Origin of the sequence: uncultured Fluviicola sp., from assembly GCF_902168135.1 — a bacterium.
GTDB lineage: Bacteria > Bacteroidota > Bacteroidia > Flavobacteriales_D > Crocinitomicaceae > Fluviicola.
Window position 1 is genome coordinate 26,725 of sequence record NZ_CABHOL010000054.1, and the last position, 18,358, is coordinate 45,082.

Annotated in this window: 22 protein-coding genes and 1 riboswitch; of the genes, 14 read left to right on the top strand and 8 right to left on the bottom strand. The window is 42.1% G+C overall.

Going from position 1 to position 18,358, the window contains the following annotated elements; all coding sequences use genetic code 11:
• Positions 1 to 55: 55 nt before the first annotated feature.
• Positions 56 to 478, bottom strand: coding sequence for a DoxX family protein (locus QZT69_RS17940; protein WP_294679454.1), 423 nt, complete (start codon positions 476 to 478; stop codon positions 56 to 58).
• 177 nt (positions 479 to 655) lie between these two features.
• Between QZT69_RS17940 and QZT69_RS17945 the strand changes: the two genes are divergently transcribed.
• Positions 656 to 1,045: a diacylglycerol kinase gene (locus QZT69_RS17945; protein WP_294679460.1), complete on the top strand. Its 390-nt coding sequence runs from the start codon at positions 656 to 658 to the stop codon at positions 1,043 to 1,045.
• Positions 1,030 to 1,698 carry a DUF1361 domain-containing protein gene (locus QZT69_RS17950; RefSeq protein WP_294679463.1) on the top strand — a complete coding sequence of 223 codons (669 nt, stop codon included), beginning with the start codon at positions 1,030 to 1,032 and terminating at the stop codon, positions 1,696 to 1,698. Before QZT69_RS17945 ends, QZT69_RS17950 begins: the two co-directional genes overlap by 16 nt.
• 1 nt (position 1,699) lies before the next feature.
• On the opposite strand, the gene QZT69_RS17955 is transcribed toward QZT69_RS17950, so the two are convergent.
• Genes QZT69_RS17955 through QZT69_RS17965 form a run of 3 tightly spaced genes read right to left on the bottom strand, consistent with a single transcriptional unit; the run spans position 1,700 to position 3,176 of the window.
• Positions 1,700 to 2,176 (bottom strand): hypothetical protein, encoded by a 477-nt coding sequence (locus tag QZT69_RS17955; protein ID WP_294679467.1) that lies wholly within the window; start codon positions 2,174 to 2,176, stop codon positions 1,700 to 1,702.
• Positions 2,177 to 2,191: 15 nt separating this feature from the next.
• On the bottom strand, positions 2,192 to 2,674 hold the full coding sequence (locus tag QZT69_RS17960; RefSeq protein ID WP_294679470.1) for a hypothetical protein: 483 nt from the start codon (positions 2,672 to 2,674) through the stop codon (positions 2,192 to 2,194).
• 16 nt (positions 2,675 to 2,690) lie between these two features.
• Positions 2,691 to 3,176 (bottom strand): hypothetical protein, encoded by a 486-nt coding sequence (locus QZT69_RS17965; RefSeq protein WP_294679477.1) that lies wholly within the window; start codon positions 3,174 to 3,176, stop codon positions 2,691 to 2,693.
• Between the two features lie 93 nt (positions 3,177 to 3,269).
• Positions 3,270 to 3,407: riboswitch (TPP riboswitch) on the top strand.
• A 42-nt stretch (positions 3,408 to 3,449) separates the two neighbouring features.
• On the opposite strand from QZT69_RS17965, the gene thiS reads away from it, so the two are divergent.
• The 8 genes from thiS to QZT69_RS18005 all read left to right on the top strand — a co-directional run bounded on the left by thiS (position 3,450) and on the right by QZT69_RS18005 (position 10,321).
• The gene (gene thiS, locus QZT69_RS17970; protein WP_294679482.1) at positions 3,450 to 3,653 is read left to right on the top strand and encodes a sulfur carrier protein ThiS; all 204 of its coding nucleotides are present in this window, start codon (positions 3,450 to 3,452) and stop codon (positions 3,651 to 3,653) included.
• 144 nt (positions 3,654 to 3,797) lie between these two features.
• The gene (gene thiC, locus QZT69_RS17975) at positions 3,798 to 5,645 is read left to right on the top strand and encodes a phosphomethylpyrimidine synthase ThiC (RefSeq protein ID WP_294679486.1); all 1,848 of its coding nucleotides are present in this window, start codon (positions 3,798 to 3,800) and stop codon (positions 5,643 to 5,645) included.
• Positions 5,645 to 6,256, top strand: coding sequence for a thiamine phosphate synthase (locus QZT69_RS17980; RefSeq protein ID WP_294679489.1), 612 nt, complete (start codon positions 5,645 to 5,647; stop codon positions 6,254 to 6,256). The genes thiC and QZT69_RS17980 overlap by 1 nt, the downstream gene beginning before the upstream one ends.
• A 4-nt stretch (positions 6,257 to 6,260) precedes the next feature.
• Positions 6,261 to 7,019, top strand: coding sequence for a hydroxymethylpyrimidine/phosphomethylpyrimidine kinase (locus tag QZT69_RS17985; protein ID WP_294679493.1), 759 nt, complete (start codon positions 6,261 to 6,263; stop codon positions 7,017 to 7,019).
• On the top strand, positions 7,009 to 7,638 hold the full coding sequence (gene thiE, locus QZT69_RS17990) for a thiamine phosphate synthase (RefSeq protein WP_294679497.1): 630 nt from the start codon (positions 7,009 to 7,011) through the stop codon (positions 7,636 to 7,638). The genes QZT69_RS17985 and thiE overlap by 11 nt, the downstream gene beginning before the upstream one ends.
• The gene (locus QZT69_RS17995; RefSeq protein ID WP_294679499.1) at positions 7,631 to 8,395 is read left to right on the top strand and encodes a thiazole synthase; all 765 of its coding nucleotides are present in this window, start codon (positions 7,631 to 7,633) and stop codon (positions 8,393 to 8,395) included. The genes thiE and QZT69_RS17995 overlap by 8 nt, the downstream gene beginning before the upstream one ends.
• Positions 8,396 to 8,445: 50 nt before the next feature.
• Entirely contained in the window at positions 8,446 to 9,618 is a 1,173-nt protein-coding gene (gene thiH / locus QZT69_RS18000) for a 2-iminoacetate synthase ThiH (RefSeq protein WP_294679503.1), read from the top strand.
• Positions 9,611 to 10,321 (top strand): HesA/MoeB/ThiF family protein, encoded by a 711-nt coding sequence (locus tag QZT69_RS18005; protein WP_294679507.1) that lies wholly within the window; start codon positions 9,611 to 9,613, stop codon positions 10,319 to 10,321. Before thiH ends, QZT69_RS18005 begins: the two co-directional genes overlap by 8 nt.
• A gap of 133 nt (positions 10,322 to 10,454) precedes the next feature.
• Here QZT69_RS18005 and QZT69_RS18010 read toward each other — a convergent pair whose 3' ends face one another.
• From QZT69_RS18010 to QZT69_RS18020, 3 genes are all read right to left on the bottom strand, one after another.
• Positions 10,455 to 11,009 carry a hypothetical protein gene (locus tag QZT69_RS18010; protein WP_294679510.1) on the bottom strand — a complete coding sequence of 185 codons (555 nt, stop codon included), beginning with the start codon at positions 11,007 to 11,009 and terminating at the stop codon, positions 10,455 to 10,457.
• Between the two features lie 2 nt (positions 11,010 to 11,011).
• A complete protein-coding gene (locus tag QZT69_RS18015) occupies positions 11,012 to 11,479 on the bottom strand; it encodes a DUF1456 family protein (RefSeq protein WP_294679515.1) in 468 nt (155 codons plus the stop codon).
• Positions 11,480 to 11,572: 93 nt separating this feature from the next.
• Positions 11,573 to 13,102, bottom strand: coding sequence for a T9SS type A sorting domain-containing protein (locus QZT69_RS18020; RefSeq protein ID WP_294679518.1), 1,530 nt, complete (start codon positions 13,100 to 13,102; stop codon positions 11,573 to 11,575).
• Positions 13,103 to 13,337: 235 nt separating this feature from the next.
• Here QZT69_RS18020 and QZT69_RS18025 point away from each other — a divergent pair, with 235 nt between their 5' ends.
• Positions 13,338 to 14,465, top strand: a complete 1,128-nt coding sequence (locus tag QZT69_RS18025) for a hypothetical protein (protein WP_294679521.1) — start codon at positions 13,338 to 13,340, stop codon at positions 14,463 to 14,465.
• A complete protein-coding gene (locus QZT69_RS18030) occupies positions 14,443 to 15,324 on the top strand; it encodes a hypothetical protein (protein ID WP_294679524.1) in 882 nt (293 codons plus the stop codon). Before QZT69_RS18025 ends, QZT69_RS18030 begins: the two co-directional genes overlap by 23 nt.
• Before the next feature lie 39 nt (positions 15,325 to 15,363).
• Here QZT69_RS18030 and QZT69_RS18035 read toward each other — a convergent pair whose 3' ends face one another.
• Positions 15,364 to 17,421, bottom strand: coding sequence for a gliding motility-associated C-terminal domain-containing protein (locus QZT69_RS18035; protein ID WP_294679528.1), 2,058 nt, complete (start codon positions 17,419 to 17,421; stop codon positions 15,364 to 15,366).
• Positions 17,422 to 17,629: 208 nt separating this feature from the next.
• Here QZT69_RS18035 and QZT69_RS18040 point away from each other — a divergent pair, with 208 nt between their 5' ends.
• Entirely contained in the window at positions 17,630 to 18,142 is a 513-nt protein-coding gene (locus QZT69_RS18040) for a hypothetical protein (RefSeq protein WP_294679531.1), read from the top strand.
• Between the two features lie 39 nt (positions 18,143 to 18,181).
• Positions 18,182 to 18,352, top strand: coding sequence for a sigma factor (locus tag QZT69_RS18045; protein WP_294679535.1), 171 nt, complete (start codon positions 18,182 to 18,184; stop codon positions 18,350 to 18,352).
• Positions 18,353 to 18,358 lie beyond the last annotated feature (6 nt).

Here is an 18,358-nt window from a genome sequence, read left to right on the forward strand (position 1 = left end):
ACAGTTATCGTCAGGGCTTTTTTGGTAATAACAAAATCTCTCCCTTCATTCCGAACTACACATTCATTTTCAGTGTGTAATCAACTGAGTGCTTTCCCGAACCTATGATCAAAAAGAATGTTGCTAAAAGAAGTGCGGCAATGGCTTGAACCAATGCGAGTGTATCCATTTCCCCGGTGAAGTTTATGATCACCGCTCCGATCAATATCGGGTATTGAAATGCAAGGGAAAGTCGGGTAAGCAGACCAAATACAACCAGGATACCGCCTGAAAAATGGCACATAGCAATGTAATGTGCTAAAATCAATGGTGTAGCATCATTATCATTCGGAGCAATAAGTTGTGCCAGCTCTTTTGTTTGTCCGGCAAACTCTATTCCTTTCCAAAACAGGAAGATGCCTAAAGCAATGCGAAGCACATCCAAACCAATTGAAGTATGGGCATTTGCCCATTTGTTCATTCTAACAATTGTTTTCATGGAGCAAATATTTATTTAATCGTAAGTTAGTGAATATTAAGTAACTAGGCAATTTTTTATCGACCGGAAATAGATGTGAAAAGAGTGAACAATCATTTGAATCAGATTTCCCAATAAATCCTAATTCCACAATATCTGCGATTCTTTGCGTTCCTGTAAAAGTTAACTGCGCAAAAGATGAAATCGTCCGACCCATTTTCCATATCCCAGCGACTCAAAAGCTTTAAATATGCTTTTGCAGGACTAAGAACTTTATTTGCAGAAGAACACAATGCACGTATTCATCTCATCGCAGCAGTGGTTGCAATGGCTCTTGGTTTCGTATTAAATATCTCCGTAACTGAGTGGATTTTACTGGTCGGTACAATTTGCCTGGTCTTTATTTGTGAATTATTCAATACCTCACTGGAAACCCTCGCTGATTTCGTTTCCCCGGAAAAACACCTGCAAATCAAAAAAGTAAAAGACCTGGCTGCTGCGGCTGTTTTCGTCAGTGCATTTGCCGCGTTAATAACCGGAATCATCATTTTTTTACCTAAAATCATCAGCTTATGTACAAACAACTGATCAAGACCAACCAATTTCAAATTTCCGTTTTTATGGGAGTTTTATCCCTTTTTTGTTTCGGATTGTCACTTTTTAGAATGGAAATGTCAGGGACGAAACATTTTCTATTCTTAAACTGGAATTTATTCCTGGCATTCGTGCCTTGGCTGTTGACAGTTATTTTAAGCATGAACCAGAACCTGCAAAAAAGCCGCCTGGCCGTTTTCGGGATGCTGGGTGTTTGGCTCTTATTCTTCCCGAACGCGTCTTATATTTTGACGGATTTGTTCCACCTGAGCCATCATTCATCCATGCCCATTTGGTTCGACCTGGTATTGATCTTATCTTTTGCCTGGACGGGGTTGCTGTACGGATTCCTGAGTCTGTGGAACCTGGAAGAGCTGATGGAGCAGTTTCTGTCCAAACGAATGATCACCTGGATTTCAGTTTTCCTGTTATTTGTAAGCAGTTTCGGAATTTATATCGGAAGGTATCTGCGTTGGAATAGCTGGGATATATTACATCATCCCGGTCGTTTAATAGGAGATGTTGGAGACAGGCTCATCAATCCCTTCGATCATTCAAGAACTTGGGGTGTGACCATTTTCATGGGACTGTTCCTGGTAATGCTCTATTTTACCTTTAAATTTATGAGAAAAGGTCGGGTAAATTGATCTATTGGTAGGAAATACTGGCATGACCTTCCGTAATCTGAATGGTGTCTAAATGGGTATTGTCCTCATACATCTCAAATTCAAAGTTAAATTCCATTCTTTTTAGGACTGTGTCGTTTGAAACAACAGTAACACTTCCATGGTTTATAACATAAACTAATTGATCAGAGATCATGAGATACTGAATAACATCATCCATTCCGCCCTGATAGTCATATGTACCGGGAAGGAGATTTTTCTGAACTCCAATTTGGTAGAAATTTCCGGTTTCTCCGATCGTTCCTGCGGTTACCCCGATCCAGGTATTGTTTGCTGCCACATCAGGAGTATTGGTGGTGTATAAAACTCCATCCTGTTTTAAACTGAATGAGTCATTGAATACCGTTGCATCGGATTTTGGTGTTTCTTTTTTCTCCTTTTTACAAGCAGTAAATGCAAACACAAAAAAGCTCAAAAGAATAAAAATGTGGTTTTTCATATTTGGAATAAAATGTCAATAATAAGCTTTTAGCTTTCCCTCCGTAACCTGGTAAGTTTGTCCGTTTGAATCCTCCATTTCAAATTGGAAATTCATATCCAGCACTTTTTGAATGGTGTCCTGTGTTACAATTTCAAAAGTCCCATTGTTAATATAACACAGGTCGTTAGTAGGTGTGGAATAAGAAAACCAGCAACCATATTCTTCTACCAGTGTTTCATAATCATAGATTCCCACCGGAACTTCCTTTTGGATTATAAAACTATAAACATCTGCATTGCTTTGTGAGTTGGCTGCTGCATAAATGTCCACAGCGAACTCCAAAAAATCACCGGTTTCGATATACCCGGGATTAAAAGGAACTCCGTCTTTTTTAAGAAAGAAGGTGCTGTTTCCTGTTATTGGGCCGGTAGCATTTGTTTTAGGCTTCGTTTCCGGTTTTTTGCAGGAAGAAAGCAGCATGAAAAGAGATAAAGTAGTGAGCAGTACACTTCGCATGGCAGGGTGGATTGTTTTAGTAATGGATGGTCATTTCACCATCTGTAATGTGGGGACAACTGCCTTTGCAATCATCATTATACAGATACACATCAAACTTGCAGTGCAAAATACCGGCGGTCGTATCGTTCGAAAGGACATTCAATGATCCGTCTGACCAACCATATAAATGATCTGCATCCTGTATGTGATAAATTCCAAAATAAGGGGATTCACCATCTTGCAACAGATACATTCCGGGAGTGATGGATTTGCGGATAAGCAGGCCGTAAGTATTGTTTTCCGGCTGCCCGTAAACCATATAGGTCTCAATGCTGAGTAAATCCTCATCTGCTAAACCAACAAGAATAGTGTTCGGAGTATAGAGTACACCATCCTTTTTCAAGGTAAAACTGTTCAGAGAGCCGGTGGGCGAATTGGTGCTTTTGGTTTCAGATTCTTTCTTTTTACAGGAGAAAGCCAAAATACCCACCAATAAAAAGACTAAGATGTTGATTTTCATGGTCGAAATTTTACGAAAAGTAATGAAATTCTGATTGCTATTCAATATTTAACAGTTTTCATTTTTAATTGCAATTGATTCAATCTATCTTTATCATCGCTTTAGGGGTGTCGGCAAAGCTGACTGAGAAATACCCTTTGAACCTGACGCTGATGTTAAGGCAATCAGCATCCCGACATTTATCGTCGGGATTCGGTTTGTACCGACGTAGGGAAAAGTGAGATGGATACATTCTTTGTAGTCATTCCTAAAGTGCGTAAATTACCAATTGGAATGACAATATCAGTAAATAATCAAACACTCGAAGTAGAAGCACAAACGTTGCTTTCAAATGTGGTTTTCAATCAGTTGGGAGAAAACTCCAAAGGAATTGCTGTGGCCATTAACGGACAGGTAATCCCGAAAACATCCTGGCAGGAAACGGTGGTCAGTGAGAACGATGATATTTTAATAATTAAGGCAACGCAGGGGGGGTAATCTTTCTTCCTCCCTTGAGGGAGGACCAAGGAGGGTGGTGTCCTATCCTATCTTGCAGAGAACGCCCACGCTAACCACCTCCCTTAATCCCTCCTCAAGGAGGGAAACATGAAGTTAAACTAAGACAAAACTCAAATAAAAGAAATGAAAAAAGCAGACAAAACACCGGAAGCAGGAAGTATCACTACAGGTGCAATTTCAGGCTCAAAGAAAGTATATGTGCAAGGTAAGATCCACGATATTCAAGTGGCAATGCGTGAGATTACACTTACACCGACCAAACACGCAAACGGAAGATTGGAAGAAAATGCTCCGGTTACTGTTTACGATACAGGTGGTGCGTACACGGATGACAATGCAATGATCGATGTGCGCAAAGGACTGCCTCGTTTGCGTGAACAATGGATTTTGGATCGCGGGGACGTGGAAGAATTGCCGGAAGTGAGCTCTGATTACGGGAAAGAACGTAAGAACGATGCGAAACTGGATGAATTGCGTTTTGAGCACATCAGTAAACCCCTGCGTGCAAAAGCAGGAATGAATGTTTCCCAGCTGCACTACGCCAAAAAAGGGATTATCACGCCGGAAATGGAATACATTGCGATCCGTGAAAATCAGCGAGTGGATGAATTGAAATCCCAACTGAACGGAAGTTATGAAATGTTGACCGCACAGCATCCGGGAGAAAGTTTCGGAGCAAATACGCCGAAAGGATACATTACTCCGGAGTTTGTACGCGATGAAATTGCAGCCGGTCGTGCAATTATACCGAATAACATCAATCACCCGGAATCAGAACCCATGATCATCGGTCGTAATTTCCTGGTAAAGATCAACGCAAATATCGGGAACTCGGCTGTTACATCTTCTATCGAAGAAGAAGTGGAAAAAGCTGTTTGGGCTTGCCGCTGGGGAGCTGATACGATTATGGACCTTTCTACGGGCAAGAATATCCACGAAACACGTGAATGGATCATTCGCAACTCTCCGGTTCCGATCGGGACCGTTCCGATTTACCAGGCTTTGGAAAAAGTAAATGGAGTTGCAGAGGATTTAACCTGGGAAATTTTCCGCGATACACTGATCGAACAGGCGGAGCAGGGAGTTTCTTACTTTACGATCCATGCCGGAGTATTGCTGCGCTACATTCCTTTGACTGCAAAACGTGTTACCGGAATTGTTTCACGCGGTGGTTCTATCATGGCGAAATGGTGTCTGGCGCATCACAAGGAAAACTTCCTGTATACGCATTTCGAAGAGATTTGTGAGATCATGAAAGCATACGACGTGGCATTTTCACTGGGCGACGGACTACGTCCGGGATCCCTGGCAGATGCAAACGATGCGGCTCAGTTCGGTGAGTTGGAAACTTTAGGAGAATTGACAAAAATTGCCTGGAAACACGATGTGCAGGTAATGATCGAAGGACCGGGACACGTTCCGATGCATATGATTAAAGAAAACATGGACAAGCAGTTGAAAGAATGTCATGAAGCACCTTTCTATACGCTCGGACCATTGACAACAGATATTGCACCGGGTTACGACCACATTACTTCTGCAATCGGGGCGGCAATGATCGGTTGGTTCGGAACAGCAATGCTTTGCTACGTAACTCCTAAAGAGCACTTGGGATTACCAAACCGAAAAGATGTGAAAGACGGAGTGATCACATACAAATTGGCGGCTCACGCAGCAGATTTGGCAAAAGGACATCCCGGAGCACAATACCGGGATAATGCACTGAGTAAAGCGCGTTTCGAATTCCGATGGGAAGATCAGTTCAATTTATCATTGGACCCGGATACGGCTCGTGAGTTCCACGACGAAACTCTTCCTGCAGAAGGTGCGAAAGTAGCGCATTTCTGTTCGATGTGCGGACCTAAATTCTGTTCGATGAAAATCACGCAGGATATTCGTGATGCGGCGGAATCAGGGATGTTTGAGAAGTCGGAAGAATTTAAAACAAAAGGCAGTCAGATTTATTCTTAATGCTGATCGTCCTTTCAGATAGTGATTTTAGATCCGGTGAGACAGAGATTGTTAATCAGCTTTTTCTCGCTGGATTGGATTTGTTCCATTTGCGGAAATACGGAGCAGGTGAAGAATCATTATTGGAATGGGTGGGCGGCATTGCTCCGGAATATCGTTCAAAACTGGTTTTGCATCATCATCATGAATGGGGCAGAAGCATGGGGATAAAAAGGTTTCACTATTCCGAAAGGGATCGGCTTACCTGGAAAGAGCAAAATTGGAAGGATGCTGATAAAGTATTTGTATATTCCACTTCGGTTCACAGTGTGGAAGAATATAACGAATTACCGGACCATTTTTCCTATGCTTTTCTGAGTCCAGTTTTTGACAGTATTTCTAAAACAGATTACAAGGCGGTAACGTTTGATTTAGGAAAACGAACAAAAAAAGAAACCCTGTTAATTGGTTTAGGGGGCATACGGGCAGATAATGTGAAACGGGTTTTTGAAATGGGATTTGACGGAGCGGCCCTATTGGGTGCGATTTGGCATTCGGATAATCCTCTGGAGGAAATACAAAATTGTAGGTACGCGATTAATCGCGTACCTACAATAAAATCAATTGAATAAATCAATGAAATACAAACGTCCCATAGTTCTGAGCATTGCCGGTTTCGATCCGACTGGCGGAGCAGGCGTGCTTGCTGATGTAAAAACATGTGAGCAGCACCATTGTTTGGGAATGGCTGTTTTGACTGCAAATACCAATCAGACAGAGACAGAGTTTCTGTCGGTTGACTGGTTTGACATACAGGTGATTTTTGCACAGCTGCAACCCATTCTGAATACCTATGAAATTTCAGCTGTTAAGATAGGAATTGTAGAAAATTTGGAAGTCTTATCAGAAGTTCTGTCACTTGTGAAAAGAACATTTCCTGCTGTTCCTATTGTTTGGGATCCTGTGTTATCAGCATCTGCCGGTTTCGAACTGCATACAAGCTGGAATGAGGAGACTTTGGACCAGGTGTTGGGAATGATCGATCTGGTTACCCCAAATGTCCATGAAGCGAGAAAGATTACGGGGATGGAAGATGAAATTGAAGCAGCATTCCAACTGGCAAAATCGACCCGTGTTCTTTTGAAAGGAGGTCACAGTACTTCGCGTCCGGGTGTTGACCTGTTGTTTGAAGGCGGAATTCCACGGGAAATACCTTCCAAAGCTGAAGTATCAAAATACAAGGCAAAACATGGTTCAGGATGCATCCTTTCCGCAGGAATTGCCTGCAACCTGGCTTTAGGCAGAAACCTCGGGGAGGCTTGCCGGGAAGCAAAGGAATACATAGAAAAAAGACTTTCAAGTAACGAATATTTATTAGCATACCATGTTGAGTAAGATTCAGTACATATCTCACGGAGATACTGTTGAAGAACAAAAAAGGAACGTTCTGAATGCCCTGGAAGCGGGGTGCAAAATGATTCAGGTCCGTTTCAAAAAAGGTTCCGGAAAGGACTTCCTGGAAGTAGCTTCACAGGTCCGTAATTGGTGTACTTATGCAAATGCACTATTAATCATCAATGATTCCATAGAAATCGCTCAAAAAGTAGATGCAGATGGAGTCCATTTAGGATTGACGGATGACTCGATAGCAGAAGCCCGTAAGGCATTAGGTCCTTCTAAAATTATCGGGGGAACGGCCAATACATTGGAAGATGTGTTGCAGCGGATCAGGGAAAAGTGTGATTATGTAGGATTGGGACCGCTGCGTTTCACTCCAACGAAAGAAAAGCTGAGCCCGCTTCTGGGTTTTGAAGGATATCAAAGAATTGCGAAAGAACTGGAATCAGCGGGGTTGTCTATTCCGATCTATGCGATCGGAGGAATTGTACAAAACGATGTTGAACTGTTGAAAAAAACGGGTATTTATGGAATTGCCGTTTCAGGAATGATCTCGGAGGCCACTAACAGGGCAGCATTGATAAGTGAAATAAATCAAACATTGGATTATGTTTAAAATAGGAGATAAAGAGCTCAAATCGCGTTTGTTCCTCGGAACAGGAAAATTTGGTTCTTCGAAACAAATGGAAGCAGCCGTTTTGGCTTCCGGTTCGGAATTGGTAACGGTGGCTTTGAAACGGGTAGATTTGGAAACAGAAACAGACGATTTGCTGGCGCATTTGAAGCACAGTCATATCAATCTTTTGCCCAATACTTCCGGAGCGAGAAATGCAAAGGAAGCTGTTTTTGCCGCACAGTTGGCAAGAGAAGCCATGGAGACAAATTGGCTGAAACTGGAAATTCATCCGGATCCCAAATACCTGCTTCCCGATCCGATAGAAACACTAAAAGCGACAGAAGAACTGGCAAAACTGGGATTTATCATTTTGCCTTACATCCATGCGGATCCTGTTTTATGCAAGCGGCTGGAAGATGCGGGAACTGCAGCTGTAATGCCTCTGGGTGCACCGATCGGTACCAATAAAGGATTGAAGACCCTTGATTTTTTGGAGATCATCATCGAACAAAGCCGGGTCCCGGTTATTGTTGATGCCGGTATCGGTTCCCCATCTCATGCAGCACACGCCATGGAATTGGGAGCAGACGCCGTTTTGGTAAATACGGCAATTGCGGTGGCGAAGAACCCGGAAGAAATGGCTTTAGCATTTAAAATGGCTGTAGAATCCGGAAGAATGGCTTATGAAGCAGGTTTGGGAGCAATATCCCGTTCCGCGAATGCTTCCAGCCCATTAACAGGATTTTTGAATATGTGATAGGGACGCGAGGCATCGCGTCCCCACCATATTCCAAAATAAAAAAGAATATGACATTTAAAGAATTATTCAATACCACAAACTGGGAAGAAATAAAATCTTCCATCTACAGCAAAACTGCTGTTGATGTAGAGCGCGCATTGTCTTCAGGAAAACGCACGTTAGAAGATTTTAAGGCCCTGATCTCACCGGCCGCCGAACCTTATTTGGAACGGATGGCAAAGGAAAGTAATGCGCTCACTCAAAAACGTTTTGGAAAGACCATTCAGCTTTATACACCTATGTATTTAAGTAATGAATGCAACAATATCTGTACCTATTGCGGATTTAGTTTCGATAATAAAATCAGGAGAAAGACTTTGACCGATGAAGAAATCCTGAAGGAAGTCGCATACCTGAAAGAACGCGGATTTAACCACATTTTGTTGGTCACAGGTGAAGCAAATCATACGGTTCATGTACCCTATTTTAAGCGTGTTATGGACCTGATCCGGAATGAATTTGCAAATATTTCGATTGAAGTGCAGCCCCTCGACGAAGCTGAATATGGAGTTTTGCATGAAGCAGGTGTATATTCCGTATTGGTTTACCAGGAAACTTATCACCAGGATGTATATAAAGCTTATCATCCCAAGGGGAAAAAATCCAACTTTGAGTATAGGTTGGATACACCTGACCGTTGCGGAAAAGCCGGAATCCACAAAATCGGTTTGGGAATCCTGTTAGGGTTAGAAGACTGGCGTACAGACTCATTTTTTTGTGCACTTCATTTGGATTATTTGCAGAAAACATACTGGCAGACCAAATACTCGATCTCTTTCCCGAGAATGCGCCCTGCTGAAGGTATTATCGAACCCAATGTGATCGTCGGTGACCGGGAATTGGTGCAATTGATCTGTGCATACCGCCTGTTTAACGAAGATGTGGAATTATCTGTTTCTACCAGAGAATCCGAACATTTTAGAAATCACGTAATTCCATTGGGAGTAACAACGATGAGCGCCGGTTCGAAAACAAATCCCGGAGGATATGTGGTAGAACCTGAATCTTTGGAGCAGTTTGAGATTTCAGATGAACGTCCGGTAGAGGAAATTGCCCGATTGATCAGGGATAGCGGGTACGAAGCCGTCTGGAAAGACTGGGATCGAAGTTTTGCTTTGCAGAGCGGGAAACAGAATGAGAATGAGGAACGAAACACGGTAATTAAAACTTCAGATGTTTAGTCCCAACGAAGCAAAACGCTATGCGAAACAAACAATCCTCGATGAGGTGGGATTGTTAGGGCAGGCCAAACTCAAAAATGCACGTCTTTTAGTGATCGGGGCCGGAGGTTTGGGCTGTCCGATCATCCAGTATTTATCAGCTTGCGGAGTAGGAACTATCGGTATTGTGGATTTCGATCTCATTGAGCATTCGAACCTGCACCGCCAGATTTTGTATGGTCCGGAAGATGTGGGCAAAAAGAAAGCGGAAGTGGCAAAGGAGCGGGCTTTGGCCCAAAATCCGGATACTCAAATCGAATTGTTCGACTGTGCACTAACGGACGAAAATGCTGCATTTATTTTAACTCAATTTGATCTCGTAATCGACGGTTGTGATAATTTCCTGACCCGCTATACGGTAAATGATACCTGCGTTGAATTGGGCTTACCATTGGTGTACGGAAGTATTTTAGGTTTCCAGGGGCAGCTGGCGGTGTTTAATCACCAGGGGAGCAAAAACCTCAGAGACTTATTTCCGGAACCACCGAATGCGGAAGATGTTCCGAATTGTTCGGATAACGGTGTTTTGGGAGTTGTTCCCGGCATCATAGGTACGCTCATGGCAAATGAAGCTTTAAAATGTATTTTGGAACTTGAAGTAAACCTCAATACTTATCATGTTTTCGATCTGTTAAGCCTTGAAATGAAGAAGCTCAGGTTTTAACCGCGTAAGTCACATAACACACATAGCAGAATCCATTATTACAGGATACACTTGTTTTTTTATTACAAAAAAAATAGGAACATACAAAAAAACTATGTGACCTATGTTCCGATGTGGTTTGGTCTACGTGAAATTAATCCACTTCTTCCATCGTTTCATTATCTTCCGCCTGGCTTTCCAGACGCAGCCAGTATTTGGTTTCGGAACTTCTGCCTCTTACTTCTAGTGCATCCGGAATGTTGTCTTCGAAGAAATAGGTTATTTCAGGACTTGGAAGGAATACTTCTTTTGTGGAGTAAGGTGCTATTTCATAATCGCCATTCGCACTGACCGAGTTGCTGTTGTCAGCGTAAATAATTTCTTCCAGGATCAATTTGAATTCGGATTTATTCACAATGTTGACCTTGTCAAAGCGGCTGGGCGAGATCGTAATTGTTTTTCCGTTACCCATTTCCTGTTTGGTACGCCCCATCAGGTAGTATTCTTCATACATCAGATCTCTTTCTACCATATAAACTTTGGAACAGGAGAACTGCATTGCACTGAAGCCAATAATCCCGGCAATAATACTGATGACCGTTTTTTTCTTCTGCTCCAAACGCTGTTTGATCAGGTAAAAACAACTAGCGAATAGTGCAATTCCTACAGCACCTTTGAAGATTAAAAAAGTAGTAGGTGAAATAAGCATGATTATTTTCTGTTTGAATGGTTTTCTAATTGCAGTCCACGGAGGAAATTCCGAAGGAATTGGTCACCGCAAACACGGTAATGCGGGTGTTTCGGATCCCTGAAAAATGCATTCAGTTCGGGTTTCCCGATGCGTATGTCCGCTCTTTTAAGTGTTTCAACAATATCATCGTCTTTGAAATTCAATGCAATACGCAATTTGCGAAAAATGATGTTGTTGGTCAGTTTTTCTTCTGCTTCCGGGATTTTACCGTCTTTCAAACCCCTTTTATCCACGATGAACCCATTGAGAAGCGCGGCCAAAGCCTGGTCGGGCATTGCCTTGAACCCCTCGTATTGTTCCTGCTTCATCCAGGCAAAAATATCCAGCGGAGAAACGATAAATTCCACCGATTTGAAGAGATTCCCGATTTTCTCTTCGTCCCATTCGTAAATTTTGCGCAGTTTGTAAAAGATGTAATTGTTGTCCATGAAGCAAAGGTAGAATAAAACCCGTTAGGTCTGAAACTGATCAGCCTTTGATTTCATTTAAGAAAAGGTCGATCTAATTGCATCTGATTCAAGTTAGTTTTTGATGTATGCTTGTTTGCCTAAAGAATTCCCCGTTTCAGATTCAATCAACTCAATCAAATACCAGCCGGATGCTAATTCATTCCAATCAATGGATTGGTGTGGATGCATTAATTTTTCTTCCCACAATAAAGCTCCCTGAGAATTTCTGATCCGTAGGTTGCACATCTGATTACTTGAATTTTCAATCGTTAATTTACCATTTCCGGGATTGGGATAAATGCTTAGAAAGTTTAACTCATTTTCAGTTACCGAACCCAGGAAATCAACACAGCCGATATAGGTATTTAAGCTTGCTGTTTCACTTGCTAAACTTAAATTACTTACAGAACCGGCAGCATCAATACTTAGGGATGTTAACGCATTATTGTTTACCGCTACTGTCGTTGCATTTCCAATTGTACTGTTCGACAGGCAAAGAGTGGAAGAGAATGAGCTGTCTATCCGGATGAACGAAGAATGATCAAATTGATTAGCACTTTTTATGCCGTAAAGCGGACCATTCCCCAAAACATACGCACCGTCATGTTCACGTTTAACCAGATCCGTCGGGGAAAATTCAGGGTACAATTGAGAAATATCTGTGGATCCGACAACTGTCTTTAAGAGGATCGCAGCCGGAATATAACTTTCACCGTCGGACAAAAGTATTGTTGAGTCTTTTATGACACATATCCGGGCATTGTTGGTGTAGGAATTAGAGAATCCGTAGGTGGTTAAGGAATTGAATGGTCCGGATTGGCTGACGGAAGTTACAGCCAGTTCGCCCGCATACCTGGTTGCTATCCAGATAGCGTTTGTTCCTTTTTCTCCATCAGAAAAAGCGGCATTATCGATCGAATTTGTCCAATAAATAACTCCGGTCTTACTGCAACAGATAGCAATCGCTTTGGGATTTTGGAAAGGAGGGTTTTCAGAGCCGAGTAACAATATGCTTGTATCTGAGATTTCCAGGAGACTGGTAATTGAAAAATACCCTTCGGAACTGGTTAATGTAAAGGAGTTTAATGCATTTCCATTTCGGTCAATCTCGAAAAACGTAGCATTGAAACCTTCCAAATCAACTCCTGCCGTCAAATAAGTAGAATCGGATGATTCGGATAAAGCGGTTAACTGGAATGAATTGGTGTTTATTCCTTTAAGCTGTTTGGACCAAATAATAGAGCCGGTTGAATCTACTTTGGTTAAGTTACCCACCCATTTATTGGTGGAATTTAAATAGCTGCTTCCACACAAAACGAATTTGTCATCCGAAGAGGTAATCAACTGATGGAATTGCGTCTGATTATGATCGCCAGAAACACTGTAAGTCTGGTGGTACAAAATGTTTCCCAAACTATCCAGGTAGGTGAAAAAACCTAAGGAGAATGTAAGCCCGGTTTGACCGATGTAATGATTTCTGTCCAGGGAACCTGCTCTTGCCGTATACCTGTCGGTGGTACTTGCAATTACTTCAGAGTAAAGCGAATCCTGGGCAAAGGAAGTCCCGCAAATGAATAAAAGGAAAGTGTATAGAATTTTCATCGGTTGCTTGATTGATAGATTTAATTGATGAAAAGTAAGGTTTTTTCAGAATAAATAGACAGTATTGAGCCTGATTTTTGTCATGAAAAGTGCATTATTTTTGGATTAGGGAGTAAACCAGGCTAACAGATTGATTTTTTTTATTTACTCATTCCGATGAAGTTAGTTGAATCCGTAGTACTTTTGTGCCGGCGCTGAAGCTATGGCAAAGGCGCTGCACCAAATTTGTCTTCAAGTGAAACGATTCTTTAAAAGTAAATGGTTCAAAATACCATTCTACACCCTGACTTTAATCTTTGCCGCTATCGGCTTTTTTTTAACGGTTTCTTACGCGGCTATCCAGTTCGGATGGACAAAAGAAGGCGGTATTGTTGATGCAAATAATCGTTACTTCCAGGAAATGCAGGATAAGTACAATCAGGATTTCAAAGTGGATAGCGCAACAATGGTACAGAAACGCTACGAAGCCATGGAGCGCATCATTGTTTTGAATGAGTATTATCCGCAAAATGCCCAGTACATCCTGTCTGTGCTTCAAACGGGAGCTGATGAGTATGAGGTACTGCGGATGCTTGATGCCGTTGATTTACAGCTAAAAGACAATAAAGCTTACAAACGAGCGCTTTCGAAGATCAAATTCAATTCAAAAAGAATCAAAGAAGTGTCTGATCTGAGTGCTTTCGATTGGATGAATATTGCGGAATGGAAAACTTTTAAAGAAGCTGTTTCGAAAGACAAAAAATTAATCGATTCTGTGGCAAAGCAAACGGGCGTTGAAGGAAGATTGATCGTTTCCTGCCTGGTGGGTGAGCAGATCCGTTTATTCAACTCTTCCCGTGAAGCATACAAGAAGTGGATCGGTCCTTTGAAAGTCCTTTCCGTGGAATCACAATTTTCATTTGGTGTAACCGGAATCAAAGAGCATACAGCCAAAAATATCGAACATAATCTGAAGGATCCGACGAGTATTTATTATTTGGGCCCTCAATACGAAGGATTACTCGATTTTAAAGGACAGGATACCGCAGCGATTAACAAAGAACGCATCGACCGCCTGACGGATTTTCACAACCATTACTATTCCTACATGTACGCCGCCTTGTTTTTGAAACAGGTAAAAGTACAATGGGAAAAAGCGGGCTATCCGATTGATAAACGTCCGGAAATTTTAGCTACCTTGTTCAATGTAGGCTATCCGCAGTCGAAGCCTAAACCCAATCCGAGAGTAGGAGGTTCTACAATTAAAATTTATGACAAACCGTATTCTTTTGGTGCAATTGCATACCAGTTCTATTATTCGGGAGAACTTTTCGATCTTTTCCCGTTTGAAAAAAAGAAATTTGACTGGAAGGAAGAGGCATAGTTGGATCATTTTTTTCCTGATCGTATGCTGTTCGGGAAGTGTTTTTGCCCAGGACCGGACAGATACACTCTATAAACGACCGAAAGATACCATGGATCTGGTGGTGAAATGGAGACAAATCGGGAAAGGTGTGCAGTTTTGTGAAACCGATGCACCGGTCAGATCTATGATGGGGGATTCGAAACTTACCATACTTAAAATCGACCCGAAACAAGTGGAATTTGATCTTTTTACCGCCTCTGCAATGGACAGTACTTCCAAACCGGTAAATGTTTGGGCAGATACCATGAACCTGGATATTGTATTCAACGCCGGCATGTATGATCTGGCAAAACCTTTGATAAGCCGTGGTTTATTGAAAAATGGTCACCATCATAATCAATTTGCTTTTAAAGATGGCTGGAATGTGATGTTTGCAATTAATCCGGTGGATACACTGAATGTTGCAGACGCTGTTGTTTACGACATGCAATGTATTGCTTACGATTCGATCAAAGAAAAGTATGCGAGTTTTGCACAAGGGATCCGTATGCTGGATTGTTCCGGAAATCCGATGAACTGGAAGAAAAATCAGGCGTGCAGCATGTTGGTTTGTGCCCATGACGACCAGGATAACCTGATTGTTATTTTCAATCGTTCGCCCTTTTCTCCGAACCAGATGATTGCTTTTATGAAACAATTCCCAACACCGCTTCATAATGCGATTTATATGGAAGGCGGTCCGGAAACCAGTTTGTATGTAAATGTTGGAGATTTTTGTTTGCAGAAAGTGGGAAGTTACGTGGCGGGAACTTATGCAAAAGATACAAATGAGACATTTTGGCCTCTGCCGAATGTGATAGGAATTCGTGTAAAATAGTAGCGGCGCGATTAATCGCGCCGCTACCTTGATAATTCGTTATCGGATCATGGTCACAAAACCATCGTAACGCGTTTTGTTTCCCTTAGTATCAGAAATGATGAAAATGTAAGTGTAAACTCCATCTGGTACCATCATACCATCGTTGGATCTTCCGTCCCATTTCAGGTCATTTTCATGGAATTCTTTGATGGTATTACCCCAGCGGTTTAGTATAAATCCTTCTAAAAGGTAACCTCCGGTAATGCTGATAGAAAAGAAATCATTGATGTTGTCATTGTTAGGAGTGAAGACGTTTGGAATGAAAACCGCGTAGTCTTCCATGCTGCAGTCCTGGAATAAGATTTGGGTAGTATGAGTAGTAGGGCAGCCGTTCGCATCCTGCACATTTATTACTACATTATCTGATTCGTAATACCATGTTCCTTCAACCAGCAAAGAATCTCCATCACAACTTGTTAATGTTTGAGACGTTGGAGTTACTGTAAAGAACGACAAGTTTAAAGTGTGCGTACTGTCACAGCCATTTTGACCGGTAAATACGAAAGGATAAGAACCTGCATCCGAAAAAGTTTGTCCGTTATAGGTATATGTATCACCCGGACAAATGCTTTGAGATTCATTGGTTGTTTGTGGAGAACATCCGGTAACTACAATACTGTTACAATCCTGATCGGCACAAGCTCCATTTCCTACAGCGTAACAAACCTGGTAAGTTCCGGCTCCCGCTGAAGCAGGGTCAAATACACCTGATGCTGAAATGCAGGTTCCGCAGCTAGCCGTCCACATTCCTCCTGCACTTGCTGCTACAAATTGGATAGGTGTATCAGAAGTTGAGAAAGGTCCCGTGGTTTGAATGGTTGGATCCTGTACAGGTGCTCCGGCCAGAATTGTTGCAGAAGCACTTGCGGAACAACCGCCGTTATCTGTAACTGTTACGTTGTAAGTGTCGGGGCAAAGATTTGAAATAGCCGCTGTAGTTGCCGTATTTGACCATAAAATCGTATATGGAGCTGTTCCCCCGGAAATGGTTGCAGTTGCTGTTCCGTCACAGGCATTTAGACATGTTTCATTAGTAACGGTTGTCTGCACGGCAATTGTACTTCCTGAGTTGGTTACCGTTGTTTGTGCTGTTGTCGTACAACCTGCATTGTCGGTAATTTGTGCAGTATAAGTTCCGGCACATAGCCCCGTGATGTTTGCTGTTGTTGCGCCGTTCGACCATAGAATCGTATAAGGAGCGGCCCCACCTGTAATGGTTACATTTGCAGTACCGCTGCATGCTCCTCCACAACCTGTTGGAGTTGCTGTTGCGGTTGCCTGTAAACCGGTTGTTACTCCGCACTGCGGATTCATAGAACCGATCCATGCGCTGTTTGATGCGTTATTTGCAGCTCCCGGTGTTTCATCTGTACCAACGTTTCCGGAGGTCCAGTCTGCCTGTGCAAACGGATTTGTTCCTGTCAATGAAAATACTTTTCCACTCGCGGAACCCGTGAAATAAATAAAGTTGTTGGAGTTGTTGCTTCCCCAGCTTACTGCATGATAAACCGGAGATGTAGTACTTGACTGAACTAAGAAAGAATCGCCTCCGTTGGCCATAGCTACCTGACTCCAGCTTCCGGCTCCTGTAAGCCAGCTCGCATTCGGAGGGTAAGAGGTGTTTGAACTTGTGGGGCTTACACTTTGTCCTTCAAATAAGGTAGAGTTTATAGGAATGATCAAACGGCAGTTTCCATCTGACATGCTTAGATCATCAGGTGGAATTGCACCGTTGCGGTCTGACTCGTTATAAACAACGATCAATGTCCCCTGTGGAATAGCATTCCAGAATGCATTGTCCGCAAAACGAACTGCGCCCGCAGCAATTCCAACACCACTCCCGGAAGCAAAAGTACCGTTGTTGTCATCAAAAACAACTCCTCTTAGATCTACCGTAGGTACAGGTGTTTGACACGTAGGAGTTCCTGTTACGATGAACTCAACATATTCCTGTGTTCCGGTTCCCTGGGAAACCTCATTAATGATCAATTGTTGTGAATAAGACTGGAAAGTAAAACCTAAAATGAATCCAGCAACTACGCAGAGAGAACGCATTTTTTGAACGTAATAAACTCTAATTGAACCTGGTTTCAGCAACGGATCTTGTGCTTCAAGGATTACAAGCTCAACTTTTCACGGCAAAGATAGGCTGAAATAGTTAATTCTTCAGGTAAAATATGTTACCAAATGGTTATTATCATGTAATTTTTCGTTTTGAATTGTTTAAGTTTGAATAAGTATTTTTTCCCTTAAAAATGTAACCTTGAAAACATTTTTGTTCCTTTTCTGCCTGCTTCTTTTTTCGTTAGTTCGGGCTCAGAGAACCCTTGATGTAAGTGGTGAGATTGTATTTCCTTTTATTAATCAATACAGCGCTTACGGGTTAAGTAAAAAATCTGCTAAAAAATCAATCAAACTATACGAGAAACTCTATGAAAAAGCAAAAAAGGAAAATAATCTGAGTGATGAAATGCGCTTATTTGCACTGGTAAAAGAGCGTGGATTGCTTTATAATCCGTATGTCATTGTGAGAGGTTCACTGGATGAGGAAATAATTGTATACATGGATTCGGCGACCTATCAGAAAACGTTTGTCTGGAATTATAAATTTGAAGAGCTGACTGCTAGCCAAAGTTTTCTTTGGTTCCGTGCTAAAACCAGCCGATTGGGTGAGAACGCCTATTGGCTGACTGAATTCAATGGTATATACCTGATTCGGGATGCAACACGTTCCAAACACACCTCTAAATTTGCCATGGACGTTTATCGGAAATAACCACGTTGATTAAACTTTTGGCATCATTACAACCTGGCTTTGCAGTACGTTCAAAATCTCAGTGATGCAGAAGAAATTACGCAAGATGTTTTCCTCGCCGCTCACAAGGCATTGGATAAATTCCGGAATGAATCCAATCACGGAACCTGGCTCTACCGGATTACGATCAATAAATCACTGGATTTTCTAAAAGCGAAAAAGATGGAATGAGTACTT